The organism is Streptacidiphilus sp. MAP5-3 (genome assembly GCF_041262505.1).
Classification (GTDB): domain Bacteria; phylum Actinomycetota; class Actinomycetes; order Streptomycetales; family Streptomycetaceae; genus Streptacidiphilus.
Genome location: NZ_JBGCCL010000004.1, coordinates 1 through 13,815, shown reverse-complemented (window position 1 = coordinate 13,815; position 13,815 = coordinate 1). Strand labels below are relative to the sequence as shown.

Annotated in this window: 12 protein-coding genes; 7 read left to right on the top strand and 5 right to left on the bottom strand. The window is 70.4% G+C overall.

The features are described 5' to 3' along the window. Positions 1-24: 24 nt before the first annotated feature. The 3 genes from ABH928_RS08600 to ABH928_RS08590 all read left to right on the top strand — a co-directional run bounded on the left by ABH928_RS08600 (position 25) and on the right by ABH928_RS08590 (position 3,014). Positions 25-846, top strand: coding sequence for an ABC transporter permease (locus ABH928_RS08600; RefSeq protein WP_370064409.1), 822 nt, complete (start codon positions 25-27; stop codon positions 844-846). A 22-nt stretch (positions 847-868) separates the two neighbouring features. After that, positions 869-1,945 carry an ABC transporter ATP-binding protein gene (locus ABH928_RS08595; RefSeq protein WP_370063846.1) on the top strand — a complete coding sequence of 359 codons (1,077 nt, stop codon included), beginning with the start codon at positions 869-871 and terminating at the stop codon, positions 1,943-1,945. Between the two features lie 121 nt (positions 1,946-2,066). Continuing rightward, on the top strand, positions 2,067-3,014 hold the full coding sequence (locus tag ABH928_RS08590; protein ID WP_370063844.1) for a serine protease: 948 nt from the start codon (positions 2,067-2,069) through the stop codon (positions 3,012-3,014). A 66-nt stretch (positions 3,015-3,080) separates the two neighbouring features. Here ABH928_RS08590 and ABH928_RS08585 read toward each other — a convergent pair whose 3' ends face one another. Further along, a complete protein-coding gene (locus ABH928_RS08585; RefSeq protein ID WP_370063842.1) occupies positions 3,081-4,496 on the bottom strand; it encodes an AMP-binding protein in 1,416 nt (471 codons plus the stop codon). A gap of 337 nt (positions 4,497-4,833) precedes the next feature. Between ABH928_RS08585 and ABH928_RS08580 the strand changes: the two genes are divergently transcribed. Next, positions 4,834-5,088, top strand: a complete 255-nt coding sequence (locus ABH928_RS08580; protein WP_370063840.1) for a hypothetical protein — start codon at positions 4,834-4,836, stop codon at positions 5,086-5,088. A gap of 14 nt (positions 5,089-5,102) precedes the next feature. On the opposite strand, the gene ABH928_RS08575 is transcribed toward ABH928_RS08580, so the two are convergent. Further along, positions 5,103-5,846: a serine protease gene (locus ABH928_RS08575; protein ID WP_370063838.1), complete on the bottom strand. Its 744-nt coding sequence runs from the start codon at positions 5,844-5,846 to the stop codon at positions 5,103-5,105. 451 nt (positions 5,847-6,297) lie between these two features. On the opposite strand from ABH928_RS08575, the gene ABH928_RS08570 reads away from it, so the two are divergent. Further along, positions 6,298-6,978, top strand: coding sequence for an HAD-IA family hydrolase (locus tag ABH928_RS08570; protein ID WP_370063836.1), 681 nt, complete (start codon positions 6,298-6,300; stop codon positions 6,976-6,978). A gap of 40 nt (positions 6,979-7,018) precedes the next feature. Here the strand turns inward: ABH928_RS08570 and ABH928_RS08565 are convergent, their stop codons facing one another. From ABH928_RS08565 to ABH928_RS08555, 3 genes are all read right to left on the bottom strand, one after another. After that, positions 7,019-7,534, bottom strand: coding sequence for a DUF664 domain-containing protein (locus tag ABH928_RS08565; protein ID WP_370063834.1), 516 nt, complete (start codon positions 7,532-7,534; stop codon positions 7,019-7,021). A 186-nt stretch (positions 7,535-7,720) separates the two neighbouring features. Beyond that, positions 7,721-9,313 carry an MFS transporter gene (locus ABH928_RS08560; protein ID WP_370063832.1) on the bottom strand — a complete coding sequence of 531 codons (1,593 nt, stop codon included), beginning with the start codon at positions 9,311-9,313 and terminating at the stop codon, positions 7,721-7,723. Between the two features lie 134 nt (positions 9,314-9,447). Then, the gene (locus tag ABH928_RS08555; protein WP_370063830.1) at positions 9,448-10,530 is read right to left on the bottom strand and encodes a phosphatidylinositol-specific phospholipase C domain-containing protein; all 1,083 of its coding nucleotides are present in this window, start codon (positions 10,528-10,530) and stop codon (positions 9,448-9,450) included. Between the two features lie 248 nt (positions 10,531-10,778). Here ABH928_RS08555 and ABH928_RS08550 point away from each other — a divergent pair, with 248 nt between their 5' ends. Together ABH928_RS08550 and ABH928_RS08545 are read left to right on the top strand one after the other, a co-directional pair. Then, the gene (locus tag ABH928_RS08550) at positions 10,779-11,954 is read left to right on the top strand and encodes a metallophosphoesterase (protein ID WP_370063828.1); all 1,176 of its coding nucleotides are present in this window, start codon (positions 10,779-10,781) and stop codon (positions 11,952-11,954) included. A gap of 75 nt (positions 11,955-12,029) precedes the next feature. Beyond that, a complete protein-coding gene (locus ABH928_RS08545; RefSeq protein WP_370063826.1) occupies positions 12,030-13,637 on the top strand; it encodes a hypothetical protein in 1,608 nt (535 codons plus the stop codon). The last annotated feature ends 178 nt before the right edge of the window (positions 13,638-13,815 follow it).

Sequence of the window (13,815 nt, the reverse complement as noted above, 5' to 3'; positions counted from 1 at the left end):
TCCAGGACAAGCGACTCCGAGACGCTGGAGCGCAGCGCCCCGGTCCGTGTGGCCCGCAGGCCGCGCGGCGGGGCGCCGCTCGCGTTGCTGCTGCCCGCGGTCATCGGGCTGACGTTCCTGGTGCTGCCGCTGATCGGACTGCTGGTCCGGGCGCCCTGGAGCTCGATGCCGCAGCTGATCGGCGGCGACGCCGTCTGGCCCGCGCTGCGGCTCTCGCTGATCTGCGCGACCTCGGCGACCGCGCTGTCGCTGGCCTTCGGCGTGCCGCTGGCGTGGCTGTTGGCCCGGACCACCTTCCCCGGGCAGCGGCTGGCGCGGACCCTGGTGACGCTGCCGCTGGTGATGCCGCCGGTCGTCGGCGGTGTCGCGCTGCTGCTCGTCTTCGGCCGCAACGGGCTGGTGGGGCAGTGGATCTACCAGCAGTTCGGCTACTCGCTACCGTTCACCACGGCCGGAGTGGTCGTCGCGGAGACCTTCGTGGCGATGCCGTTCCTGGTGCTGAGCGTCGAGGGCGCGCTGCGCGGAGCGGACGCGCGCTACGAGGAGGCAGCGCTGACGCTCGGCGCCTCGCGGTTCACCGTCTTCCGGCGGGTCACGCTGCCGCTGATCGCGCCGGGCGTGGGGGCCGGCGCGGTCCTGGCATGGGCGCGGGCGCTGGGCGAGTTCGGCGCCACCATCACCTTCGCCGGCAACTTCCCCGGCACCACGCAGACCATGCCGCTCGCCGTCTACCTCGCGCTCCAGGACAACCCCGACGCCGCGATCGCGGTCAGTCTGGTGTTGCTGCTGGTCTCGCTCGCCGTCCTGTTCGCGCTGCGCGGTCGCTGGACCACGGGGACGCACTGAACGAGCCTGGAGACCACGACACATGAGCGCACTGGACGCGCACCTGGCAGTGAGCCGGGGCGGCTTCACGCTCGACCTGGTGCTGACCGCCGCGCCCGGCGAGGTGGTCGCGCTGCTTGGGCCGAACGGCGCGGGCAAGACCACCGCACTGCGCGCCCTGGCCGGACTCGCGCCCCTGAACGACGGTCATCTGCGGCTCGACGGCGAGGTCCTGGAGGACCCGGCGGCACGGGTGCGCGTACCCACCGAGCAACGGCCCGTCGGGGTGGTCTTCCAGGACTACCTGCTCTTCCCGCACCTCTCCGCGCTGGACAACGTGGCGTTCGGCCTGCGCACCCATGGCCGCCGCAAGGCCGAGGCGCGGGCCGAGGCCCGGCAGTGGCTGGAGCGGGTCGGGCTGGCCGACCACACCGGGTCGCGCCCCGGCGCGCTCTCCGGCGGGCAGGCCCAACGCGTCGCGCTGGCGCGGGCGCTGGCACCGCAGCCGCGACTGCTGCTGCTCGACGAGCCGTTGGCCGCCCTCGACGCCCGGACCCGGCTGGAGGTGCGCACCACGCTGCGCCGTCACCTGGCCGCGTTCGAGGCGGTGGCCGTCCTGGTCACCCACGACCCGCTGGACGCGATGGTGCTGGCCGACCGGCTGGTGGTGCTGGAACACGGCCGTGCGGTCCAGGAGGGCGCGCCGGCCGAGATCGCGCGCCATCCGCGCAGCGACTACATCGCCCGACTGGTCGGCCTCAACCTCTTCCGCGGCACGGCCGACGGGCATCTGGTCGAGCTGGACGCCTCCCGCGAGGTCGTGGCCGACGGCACCGTCCTCGCGGCGGACGACGCGCACCACGGCCCGGTCTTCGTCGCCTTCCCGCCTGCTGCGGTGACCGTCCACGGCAGCCGCCCCGACACCAGCGCGCGCAACCAGTGGCCGGTCACTGTCGTCGGCATGGAGCTCCACGGCGACCAGGTCCGCCTCGACCTCGCCGGTCCACTCCGCCTGACCGCGGACCTGACCCCGGCAGCGGTCGCCGAGTTGGCCATCGGCGAGGGCAGCGAGGTCTGGGCCGCCGTCAAGGCCGCGCAGACGCGGGCGTATCCGGCGTAGGGCTTGCCGGCTGGTAGGCCTTCGCGCGGTGATCTGCGCTGTTCTGACGGCGCGCCGCTCCGGTCGCGAGGCCCGACGGGCCGACGATGATCGGGAGGGCGTGTCGGACGGAGGACGGTTCATGGGCAAGGCAGCAGGTCGGCTGCGGGAGCGTGTGGTGGCGGTCGCGGTGGCCGTCGTGGTGGTGACCGGAGCGTCGGCGGGCTGCTCGTCGGGGACGAACGTGTCCAGCGTGTCCGGTACGGCTGCCGCGTCCGGCACAGGCGCGTCGGTCGGCACGTCGCTCGGCACGTCCAGCGGGGCCGCGGCTCCCGGCAGTCCGGTGGTCACGACCGCGCCCTCGCCGTCACCGTGGTCACAGGAGCGGCTGCAGCGGGCCCTGTCGACGCACGGCGGGAACACCAGGACTGCGAAGTCCAACGAGATCACGGCCCGGGTCGGTGCGATCTTCTCGACCAGTCAGAAGGGCGACCACTTCTGCACCGGAAGCGTCGTGCAGAGCAAGGGCAGCAGCATTGTGGTGACCGCCGCCCACTGCGTCCACGGCGGCAAGGGCGGCAACTACAACACCGACATCGTCTTCGTGCCCGGCTACCGCAACGGCACCGAACCGCAGGGGGAGTGGCCGGTCAAGTCGATCGTCGTGGACCAGCGCTGGATCGACTCCAGCGATCCGGATCTGGACGTCGCCTTCCTGGTGCTCGGCACGGTGAACAACCAGACCATCGCCTCGGTGCTGGGCGGCAACCGGCTGGGCATCAACCTCGGCTTCGGTCGGACCGTCTCGCTGACCGGTTACCCGTCCGACGCGGGCGAGCCGATCGCGTGCTTCAACAGCACGACGCAGCAGAGCACGTACCAGATGAAGATCGCGTGCAAGTCCTTCCCCGGCGGCACCAGCGGCAGCCCGTGGCTGACCGCGTTCGACCGGACCACCAGGACGGGCACGGTCATCGGCGTGATCGGTGGCTACCAGCAGGGCGGCAGCACCCCGGACGTCTCCTACAGCCCGTACTTCGACAACGATGTCCTCGCCCTGTACGACCGGGCGGTCGCACAGGGCGGGTGACGCGTCGTCAGTCCATGGCGCACGGCATTTGTTGAGCGCAGCCCAGTAGTTCAGTGCAGCGCAGTCCTACAGGCCGAGGAACTTGACGGACTCCTCGCGCATCTCGACCTTGCGGATCTTGCCGGTGACGGTCATCGGGAAGCCGTCGACGAGGTGCAGGTAGCGGGGGATCTTGTAGTGGGCCAGCTTGCCCTCGCAGTAGGCGCGGAGTTGCTCCACCGTCAGTTCGTCGGCTCCGGGGCGGAGCTTGACCCAGGCCATCAGCTCCTCGCCGAAGCGGTCGTCCGGGACGCCGATGATCTGGACGTCCTCGATGTCGGGGTGGGCGTAGAGGAACTCCTCGACCTCGCGCGGGTACACGTTCTCGCCGCCGCGGATGACCATGTCCTTGATCCGGCCGACGATCGAGACGTAACCGTCCTCGGCCATCTCGGCGAGGTCTCCGGTGTGCATCCAGCCGTCCTCGTCGACGGCCTCGGCGGTGCGGTCCGGCTCGTTCCAGTAGCCGAGCATCACCGAGTAGCCGCGGGTGCACAGTTCGCCTGGCGTGCCGACGGGGACGGTGGCGCCGGTGGCCGGCTCGACGATCTTGATCTCGACATGGGGGTGGACGCGTCCGACGGTGGCGACGCGGTGTTGGAGGGAGTCGTCGGGGCGGGTCTGGGTGGAGACGGGGCTGGTTTCGGTCATGCCGTAGGCGATGGTGACCTCGGCCATGCCCATCTCGGACATGACCCGCTTCATCACCTCGACCGGGCAGGGCGACCCGGCCATCACCCCCGTGCGCAGGGTGGACAGGTCCCAGCGGTCGGGATTCGCCTCCAACTGGGCGAGTTCGGCGATGAACATGGTCGGCACGCCGTAGAGCACGGTGCAGCGCTCGGCCTGGACCCCATTCAGTGCCTCGACGGGGTCGAAGAGCGGGCTGGGGATGACCAGGCAGGCGCCGTGGGAGGTGGCGCCGAGGTTGGCCATCACCATGCCGAAGCAGTGGTAGAACGGCACCGGCACGCAGACGCGGTCGTCCGCCGTCCAGCCCTGCACGTCGGCGACCTGGAAGCCGTTGCCGAGGATGTTGCGGTGCGAGAGCGTGGCGCCCTTGGGGCGGCCGGTGGTGCCGGAGGTGTACTGGATGTTCGCCGCGTCCTCCGGCGAGAGCGTCGCTTCGCGCGCACGCAGCACCGAGAGCGGTACGCCGTCGCCGGAGGCGACGAGTTGCTCGAAGTCGGGCGTCCCGATGAACACGACACGCTCCAACTCCGGACAGTCGCCGCGGACCGCGTCGACCAGGGCGACGTAGTCGCTGGTCTTCACCCGCGTCGCGGAGATCAGCAGCTTGGTGCCCGACTGCTGCAGCGCGTAGGCGATCTCGTGTTGGCGGCGCGCGGTGCGGGCCAGGTCGGCGCCCACGGTCAGCTCCGGCAGCGCCGGGCTGGCCTCGCCGCGTCGGTGGGACAGGCGCGGATCGAGATCGGCATCCATGACGGAACTCCCTGAGGGCACGGGGGTTGGGACTGCACGGGGGTTGGGACTGCAAGTTGTTGGGACTGCACGGCGGTCGGGACCGAACGTGGTCGGGACCGACAGTGTGGATCTCCATCCTGTCGGGCCCGGGGGCGCGAGGGAAGGTCACGGAGAGGGTGTGGCGTGGTGTGGGAAGACTGTGGTGATCCTGTTCATCACTGTTCGATGAATGCGCGTACATGTCACCAGGTCGTACGCCATCATGTGGGAACGAGCCTCAGTGAACGAGACTCACCCTCTTCCGGGAGTCGCCGACGTGGGCAGACACGCGAACGATCCACTTCCACCACCGGCCGTGACCCGTACCCATCTCCGGGTGCTGTCGACGCTCCTGGCCCGGCAGGCGGCGGATCTGCCCGATGAGCGGCTGCTCGACGCCGCGTACCACGACGCGGTGCGGTTGCTCGCCTGGTCCACCTCGGCCGCCGCGCTCGCCGCCGCCGCCCTGGCCGAAACCGATCCCCAGCAGGCGCGGCGCTACCGCAGCCAGGTCAGGTCGACGCTGGCCGAGGCGCACGCGATCGCCTGGTACCCGGGGGAGAAGGCCTAGCTCAGAGGCGCAGGTCAGCCCAGCTGGGCGTCCTGCTCCAGGGCCTGGTGGTACAGGGCGTCGATGCGGTCGCCGAAGTAGGAGCTGTAGGAGACGTCGTCGGTGTAGCCGCCCTGCTCGAAGCCGCCGATCACGCCGATGACCGTGCCCTCGTCGCCGGTCGGGCCGCCCTGGCCGGGGATCAGCCAGGGGCTGCCGCTGGTGCCGTCGCTGTAGCCGGTGCAGTCGATGCGCATCTGGGTGGCGCTGAACCGGTCGACCAGGTCGGTGCAGGTGATCGGCTCCTCGGAGCTGTTCGGATAGCCGGTGATCGTGACCACGTGGTCGAAGCCCTGGTCCACCGCGATCCGGTTGGCGCCCACGACCTGCTGCACGGTCTGGCCGTCGAGCGGTTCGAGCAGGCCGAAGGCGACGTCCGCGTTCACGTCGCCGTTCGCGGTCCAGCCCGGGTCCTCGACGGTCTGCGCGATCTGCCAGACCCCGTACGGGGCCGTGCCGTCGCGGTAGCCGGGGACGAACACCTTGTCCTGGTTCGCGCCGCTGAGGCAGTGCGCGGCGGTGACGATCATGTTGCCCCGTGGGCTGTCGACCACGCTCGCCGTGCAGTAGTGCGTGCCCGCGACGCCTCCGCCGTTGAACAGCGCGCCGACGCGGGAGTCGACCCGGTTCGCGACGGCCGTGCGGGACGCGCCGAGATCCTGCGACGGGGAGGCTGCTCCCGTCGCGCCGGCGAGCGCCAGGACCACGAGCCAGGCCATGGCGGCGAGGGACGGCCGACGCCGCCGGGGAACGGCCTCACCGTCAGGCTCAGTGCCGTCAGGGGAGGGCGCATCGTCAGTGGTGGGCGCACCGTCGGGGGAGGACGCGCCGTTGGGGGAGATCGAGGCGTCTCGGGGTGACAAGGCGTGGTTCAGGGGAGCCTCGCAGGGGTGAGCCTTGCTGGGGAGGGCAGTGGCTGCAGCGGGATTCGAGCGACATGCTGCCGTGCCGCAGCCGCTGGTCACAAGCCCCCGCGCGGAAAATCACCCCACGTCACCCCACGTCACCGCATCCGGCCGTACGGGGGAAGACGAGCGGGCGACGTGACGCTGAAGCGAAATGGATCGTGAAGTGAAAGAGTGGGGCCTTTGCCTCTTGGAGGATCCACTGAGAGGAGAGAGGCTGGAGAGGTACCAGGCCCCGTCCCCGACGCGAAGGACCTGTCCTGCCGTGGCCGCCCATCTCTCCGCCCCCGCCGTACTCACCGTCGAGGCCGTGCTCTTCGACAACGACGGCACGCTGATCGACTCGATGCCCTCGGTCCGCCGCTGCTGGACCCGCTGGGCCGAGGAGCACGGCGTCGCACGTGAACGCCTGGACCAGGTCGGCTATGTGGGCCGTCCGGCCGGAGAGGTGGTCGCGGAGCTGTTGGCGGAGCGCGCCGTCGAGGAGCAGCTCAGAGCGGTGGCCCGGGTGCAGGAGCTGGAACTCGCGGACGCGGCGAGCAGCCGACTGCTGCCGGGCGTCGAGGAGCTGCTGTCCGCGCTGCCCAGGGACCGCTGGGCGGTGGTCACCGCGGCCACCCGGACCCTGGCGCTGCGTCGGCTCTCCTGCCTCGGACTGACCGTGCCGATGCTGGTCGGCGCGGAGGACGTGACCCGGGGCAAGCCCGACCCGGAGGCGTACCTCCGGGCGGCGAGCAGACTGGGCGCCCCGCCCACGCGCTGTCTGGTGGTCGAGGACGCCCCGGCGGGCCTCGCTGCGGGACGCGCCGCCGGCATGGCGACGCTGGCCCTGGCCACCACCCACGACCCGGCCGAGCTGTGCGCGGCCGACGTGGTCGTCAGCGACCTCACCCTGGTCCGCCCGCTGGTCCAACGCGACGGGACCCTGGCACTGTTCGTCGGCTGACGCGCCGATCCCTGACGGTCCGTCAGCGGTGGTGCATCCGTCAGTGGTGGCGCTGCAGGAGCCCGCGCACCAGGGCGGCCTGGCCCGCGTGCTGCAGGTCGTCCGCGATCACGCTGACCAGCCGGACCGCCGCCGTGACCGGGGGGTCCCAGCGTGAGTCGACGATCCGGTCCAGATGGTGCCCGCCCGGTCCGGCCAGGTAGGCGACGGTGCGGTCGTGGACGTCGTCGTGGTAGCCCAGTAGCTGCTCCGCCGTCAGCCCCCGCACCGCGGCCACCTGCTGCGAGGTGTGCCCGTAGCCGTGGGCCTCGACCGGGAAGGGCAGGCCGAAGCGCTCGGCCCACCCCAGCTCGGTCCAGGCCTGCGCCGTGTCGGCCATGTCACAGATGTGGTCGTCCTGAATGCGGGTCAGATGCCAGACCAGCCAGGCGATGGAGTTGGCGCGCGAATCGGCACGGAAGCACAGCTGCTCCGGGTCGAGCCCGGAGACGGCTTCGTGCACGGCCTCCTTGACGCGCCCGAAGGCGTCGGTGAGTAGCTCGGTTGCGACAGTCACTGCTCCAGGCTAGATCGTCGGACGCTCAGAACCGGGCGCAGCGCGGCGGTGGTCAGCCGCAGATGGACTACGGCCAGGACGAGACAGGCGGCGGCCATGGTGCCCCAGAGGACGGTCGTCCCGACCGCAGCAGTGGCTGCGCGGCAACGGTGCCAGGAGCAGCAGTCGGACGGTGTGTGGCATACGTCAGGCGGTCTCGGTCGCGTCCGGTATCCCGGCCGGCTCGGTCGGCTCGGTGGAACCGGCCCGCTCGGCGTGCTCGGCCTGGACACCGCGTTGGAGGCCCACGAGGGCGATCACGGCGGTGACGGCCATGATGCCCGCCATGCCGTAGAAGACCGTCTGGCAGGCGTGCGCGAAGTCCAGTTGGATCCAGTGCGGGATCGGCGCGCTGCTGCTGCCGCTACCCGTGCTGCCGCTCCCGCCCTGCTTGGCCGCGGCGGCTGCCGCAGCGTTCGCCACCGCGCGGGACGCGCCTTGGGCGACCAGGGAGTCGGCGATCTGCGACTGGAAGACCGAGATCATCACCGTGCCGAGGATGGCCAGGCTCAGGCTGGAGGCGTAGTTGCGCACGGTCTGGGTGATGCCGGTGGCCTCGCCGTAGGAGAGGCTGGAGGCGCGGTTGACCGCGTCGGTGTTGGAGGGGCCGATCATCAGGCCCATCCCGGCGCCGGCCAGGATGATGTACGAGGTCATGTGGCTGAGGTTGAGATCGGGCATCTTGCTGGCCCAGAGGTAGAAGCCGACCGCCGAGAGCACCGAACCGGCCACGACCGGTCGCTTGGCGCCGATCCGGTCCAGCATCCGGCCGCCGATCTGGGCCGTGACGATGAAGCCGATGAAGAAGTACAGCAGCGTCACACCGGCCTGCTGCGCGGACTGTCCGAGGGCCACCGACGCGTACTCGCTGGCGAAGAAGAACATCGGCAGGAAGACCGTCATCGACAGGCCCAGCACCAGGCACTGGACCGCGAAGGCGCGGTTGCGGAAGATCGAGACGTCCATGAGCGGCGAGGGCCGTCCGCGCTCGAAGCGGAAGAAGAACACCAGCAGTGCCGCGCCGAGCGCGATCGACAGCCAGATCGCCGGGTTGGACCAGCCCCAGACGTGCGACTGCTGGAAGCCGAAGACGCTGAGTGCGACGCCGCCGCCGATCAGCGCCAGACCGCGGTAGTCGATCGGCGCGGGGCGGTACTGCGTCTGCGGCTTGGAGATCCAGATCAGCAGCAGCGCGACCAGCGCCACCGGAACGTTCACCCAGAAGATCCCGCGCCAGGTCCACTCGGTCAGGTACCCGCCGAGGATCGGGCCGACGGCCGTCAGTCCGCCCGCGATGCCGAAGAAGAGCGCCAACGCCCGCCCGCGCTCGCGGAGTTCGTAGGTGTTGACGACGATGGCGAGCGCCGCCGGGTACATGATCGCGCCGCCGAGGCCCTGGACGGCACGGAAGGTGATGATCCAGCTCTGCGCCAGCGCCCCGGTGGGCGTCAGGCCGCACAGTGCCGAGGCGGCGGCGAAGACGATGACGCCGAGGGTGACCATGCGGCGGTGGCCCAGGGTGTCGGAGAGCCTGCCGCCGTAGGCGAAGAGCGCGGCCATTGCCAGCAGATAGGAGTTGATGGCCCACTGCATGCCGGTGCCGGTCAGGTTCAGTTCGCTCTGGATCTTCGGCGCGGCGATCGAGACGATCGTCTGGTCGATGAAGGTCATCGCCACGGCGAAGATCATCGCAGCCAGGACCACGCCTCTTCGGCCGCCGGCGGCACCGTTCCCACTCATGCGCACACTCCCCCTGCCGTCCCCTGACGTCCCTACAGGGGCCAGACGGTAGCACCGGGCAGTGACAGCGGCGGAGTATCCGTGCGGCTTCTGCGGAGCTTCTGAAGGCCGGCTGCACCCGTCCGCGTGCGGGTTCAGCCCGTTGCGCCGTCCCGGTTCAGGACGGCGTCGATCAGGGCGTAGCCGGGGTAGTCCATCAGCACCACCCCGGTGCGACCCGAACTGCCCTGGCTGTTCAGGTAGTTGAGCGCCAGCTGGTTGACGCCGGTCTGCCACAGGTAGCCGCCCGCCACGTCCGCCGGGCCCGCGCCGAAGGGCGAGCAGTTGGCGGAGAGGTAGGTGGTGAACATCGCGCCCGTCGAGTCGGCGCCCGCGGCGGCGATGTTGGATTGGGCCTCGCCCCACTTGGTCGAGGTGGTGCACTGGGTCCAGTCGTTCTCGACGTAGGACCCGGCGCCGGCGCCGGTCAGCTGGGACAGGCCGTAGCCGGGGTAGACCTCGCCGAGCGGGCCGGTGAAGGTCGTCAGCACGATGTGGCCGCGGACCTGACCGAGTGTCGGCATCGCCGCCGTCGACGTCCCGGTGACGGTCGGCGCGTAGAAGAGTCCGGGATAGCGGGCCAGGTAGCTCTGCAGGATCCGCATCCGGTCCGCGGCGGTGGTCGACGCGGGGTCGTCCGCGCAGTGGCCGACGCTGGAGGTGCCGCTGCCGCCCTCGGTGGTGTCCGCGTCGCACTCGCCGTGCAGGTCCATCAGGATCGTCTCCCCCGGATGCGCGGCCAGGAACGTCTGCGCGTGGGTGAGCACGTCGTCGAAGTTGGCGTTCTGGTAGACGTCGGTGTGGTGGATCGCGAACGCCGTGCCGTTGTTGACGACCCGTACCCGGATGTCGATGGCACGGATCCCGGCGTCGAGCTGCGCGGTGAGCGTGGCGGCGCTGTCGCCGTGGTCCTCCTGCGCCTCGTACGCCCAGGGCGCGAGGCCGCCGTGGATGGCGAGCGTGTCGTGCGTCCCGGGGACGGACAGCGTGCCGAGCCCGGTGCTGTCGGGCAGCCCGGCCATCCAGTCCGTGTGGCTCTGCTGGGTCAGGCTGTCGAAGGCGGGCGTGGACGTGGTCGGCTGTGCGGAGGCGGCGCCGCCCCCGACGGTCGCCGCCAGCAGCACGGCGAGCGCGGCGGGGGTGAGCAGACGGAGCGCGGTGCGAGACGTGAGGCGCATCTGATCTGGAGTCCTCTCCTAGGGATGACCGAACCATGACAGGGCGCCGAACGTGGCAGCCCGTTCGATTACCGGATAGTAGGGACTGGGCGCCTCGCTTGGAAGAGGTCGGAGATGACGGTTTGTCAGCCGGCTGGTCGCGAAGGGCAGTCGGAGTGTTCATCGGAGCGTTAGGACACGTTTGTATCAGCTGTTAGATCGACGGCTTAACGTGCGGTGACCGATTCTCCCGTGGAAGGACCTCGCACATGCGCCGTGCCACCAAGCTCTCCGCCGCAGCCGCCGGACTCGCCGTCCTCGCGGTCACAGGCACCGCCGTCGCAGTCGGAAACCGGCACGGCAGCGACAACGACTGGCCCTACGCGGGCCACGGCGTCGGTGCCGCGTCGTACACCCTGGCGGCGGTCGGTGACATCGCCTGTGAGCCCGACGATCCCGAGAACTCCGCCACCCCGACCTCGCTCAAGTGCGGCAGCCCCACCCTGGGCGGCATGAGCGCCGAGTTCGCCACCGCGAAGCAGGCCACCGACATGCACCCCGACGTCGTGGCGCTGCTGGGCGACGAGCAGTACCAGGTCGGCAAGTTGACCGACTTCGAGCAGTCCTTCGACCAGGCGTGGGGCGGCCTGAAGATGCTGGAGCGTCCGGCGCCGGGGAACCACGAGTACTACGCGTACGCCAAGAAGGGCGACAACGAGGCCGCGCAGAACGGAACCGGCTACTTCGACTACTTCAACGGCCATGACCAGTCCGGCGCGCCGACCACCCAGGGTCAGGCCGGTGACGACAGCGCGGACAACCAGGGCTGGTACTCCTACGACCTGGGCAACTGGCACATCGTCTCGCTCAACGCCGAGTGCGACTCCGACGAGTTCAAGCACGACTGCTCCACGACGGACAACGGCCTCCTCGCCCAGGAGACCCAGTGGCTCGCGAAGGACCTGACCGCCAACCAGCGCCCGTGCACCATCGCCTACTGGCACCAGCCGACGTTCAGCGCCACGACGGCCTCCACCGCCACGGTCCCCGCTTCCGCGCCGGGAGCCGGCGGCGTCGAGGGCGCAGCGGCCGACGCGTGGTGGAAGCTGCTCTACCAGCACCGCGCCACGCTGATCCTCAACGGCCATGAGCACGCCTACGCCCGGCTGCGCCCGATGAACCCGGCGGGTCAGTACGACCCGACCCACGGCATCCCCGAGTTCGTCATCGGCTCGGGTGGTGAGGCCCTGGACACCCTCGCGGGCACGCAGGGCGACTACGCCAACCCCAACGTGGTCACCGCTCAGGCCAGCGCATTCGGCGTCATGAACTTCACGCTCAAGCCGCACGGCTACAGCTGGGACTACAAGCCCGTGCTGCCCGGCCCGGGCTTCGACGCGAGCGCGCTGCAGTACAGCGACTCCGGTAGCGGCAGCTGCAACTGACGATTCGTCAATCTCTTGCTCCTTCTTCCTGACGTTCTTCCTGACGTCGACCGTCCTCTTCCCAGGAGTATCCCGATGGCCTCCCGCCTCGCCCTTGCCGCCGCTGTCGGTGGCGTCCTGTCCGGTCTGGTGCTGTTCCCCGGTACGACCGCGACTGCCGCGCCCGCGCACCGTCCGGCCGGGCCGAACCACGTCCTCCTCCCGGGACACCTCATCCTGTCCCGCACGGTCTACACCGCCGGCACGGACACGATCGTCCCCGGTGTCACCCAGCTGCCGCCCGGCTGCACCACCGACTGCGTGACCGCCGTCGCCGACGGCGGCTACCCGGAGGTCTTCAACAACGAGTCGGTCGACGGGAGTTTCGGCGTCACCTCGCCGATCCTGCTCGACACGGTCACTCCGTCCGGCCACACGATGCGCACGCTCGACGTGCCGTCCGGCACGAACGGCGACCACCTGGTCTCCAGCTTCTCCTCGAAGTCCGAGCTGGGCCTCAACCTCTCCACCGACGGCAGCGCGCTCACGTTCATGGGCTATGTCGCGCCCGTCGGCGCGATCGACGTGTCGAACTCCAACACCCCTGGGGTCGTCGACCCGACCAACCCGGTCAGCGCCTCCTACTACCGCGCGGTCGCCGAGCTGCACGGCAACGGCAGCCTCAGCTACACCGAGACCAACGCCTACAGCGGCAACAACGGGCGTGCCGCGATCCTCGACAGCGCCGACGACAAGCTCTTCATGTCGGGCAACGCCGGCAACGGCGGCAGCCCGGAGCCGGTCGGCGTGATCGCCGGCGCCGGTGCGCAGATCACCACGTCGTCGACGCTGCCGGAGAGCCAGCAGCAGGTCGGCCAGCCGACCCCGGCCGGCGGCTTCAGCATCACCGAGCTGGGCGACAAGGCCGACAAGGTCGGCAAGGACACCAACTTCCGTGGCCTGACCGTCCACGACAACGTCGTCTACCTGACCAAGGGAAGCGGCGGGAACGGCGTCAACACCGTCTACTTCATCGACACCACCGGCAAGGCCTGCCCGAGCGGCGTCGGCCTCCCGGCGCCGGGCGCGGCGCTGCCGACCTCGGCGGTGTCGTACAACCCGGCGACGCTGCAGGCCACCGGCCTGCCGGAGAACATCTGCGTCCTGAAGGGCTTCCCCACCGCCACGAAGTCGACAACGTCGTTCCCGTTCGGCGTGTGGTTCGCCAACGACACCACGATGTACGTCGCCGACGAGGGCAGCGGCTCGAACACCTACGACCCGGCCACTGGCACCTACATCGACGCCGCCGCCCAGACCGGCGCCGGACTGCAGAAGTGGGTGCTCAGCGACGGCTCGTGGAAGCTGGCGTACACCATCCAGAACGGCCTCGACCTCGGCACGCCCTACGCCGTCTCCGGCTACCCGACCGGTGACAACTCCGTCACCGGCCTGCCGTGGGCGCCGGCCACCGACGGCCTGCGCAATCTCACGGGTGAGGTGAACCCGGACGGGACGGTCTCCCTCTGGGCGGTCACGTCCACGGTCTCCGGCGCGACGGACGAGGGCGCCGACCCCAACCGCCTGGTCCGGGTGACCGACCACCTCGACGCGACCAGCGCGGCGGGTGACACCTTCCAGACCCTCCGCACGGCCCGGTCCGGCGAGGCGCTGCGCGGCATCGTCTACGTCCCGGGTAACTAGCCGGGCCGGGTAGCTAGCCCGTACGTACCCGGCAACCGGCGAGGCGCTAGCTGTATTGACCACGAGCGTTGTTGACGGTCCTGGGGGCTTGATCATGACGAAGACCTCCGGTGTGGTGGAGGTGTCTAGGCTTCACCGCACACACGGAGGTCTTCGTGTCCCACCGTAATGCCCGGTT